At 58.6% G+C, this 406-nt stretch carries 1 protein-coding gene; it reads left to right on the top strand.

Annotation, left to right across the window (positions count from 1 at the left end; genetic code table 11):
• Positions 1-344 (top strand): DnaJ C-terminal domain-containing protein (locus SOP95_RS31895; protein WP_323609575.1); only part of this gene is annotated, 344 nt, incomplete at its 5' end.
• Positions 345-406: the final 62 nt, after the last annotated feature.

The following is a 406-nucleotide window of genomic DNA, read 5'->3' as shown; positions in this document are numbered from 1 at the left end:
ACGGCAAGCACCTGTTCTGTGAAGTGCCTATCAGTTTTGTCGATGCTGCCTTGGGCGGCGAGCTGGAAATTCCGACTCTGGATGGTCGAGTCAAGCTCAAGATCCCTGAGGGTACCCAGACCGGCAAGCAGTTCCGTATTCGTGGCAAAGGCGTTGCGCCGGTGCGCGGCGGCGGTGCTGGCGACCTGATGTGCCGTGTGGCGGTAGAAACACCGGTCAACCTGAACCGTCGTCAGCGTGAATTGCTTGAAGAGTTCCGTAGCTCGATGGAAGGTGATGACTCCCACTCGCCGAAGACTGCGGGCTTTTTCGATGGCGTGAAGCGCTTCTTCGGCGACCTGTAAGGAATTGAGTATGCGACGTATAGCCGTAATGGGCGCTGCCGGGCGCATGGGCAAGACACTGG

It is taken from the genome of Pseudomonas sp. YuFO8 (assembly GCF_035065025.1).
Classification (GTDB): domain Bacteria; phylum Pseudomonadota; class Gammaproteobacteria; order Pseudomonadales; family Pseudomonadaceae; genus Aquipseudomonas; species Aquipseudomonas putida_AE.
This window is presented reverse-complemented; position numbering and strand designations above follow the sequence as displayed.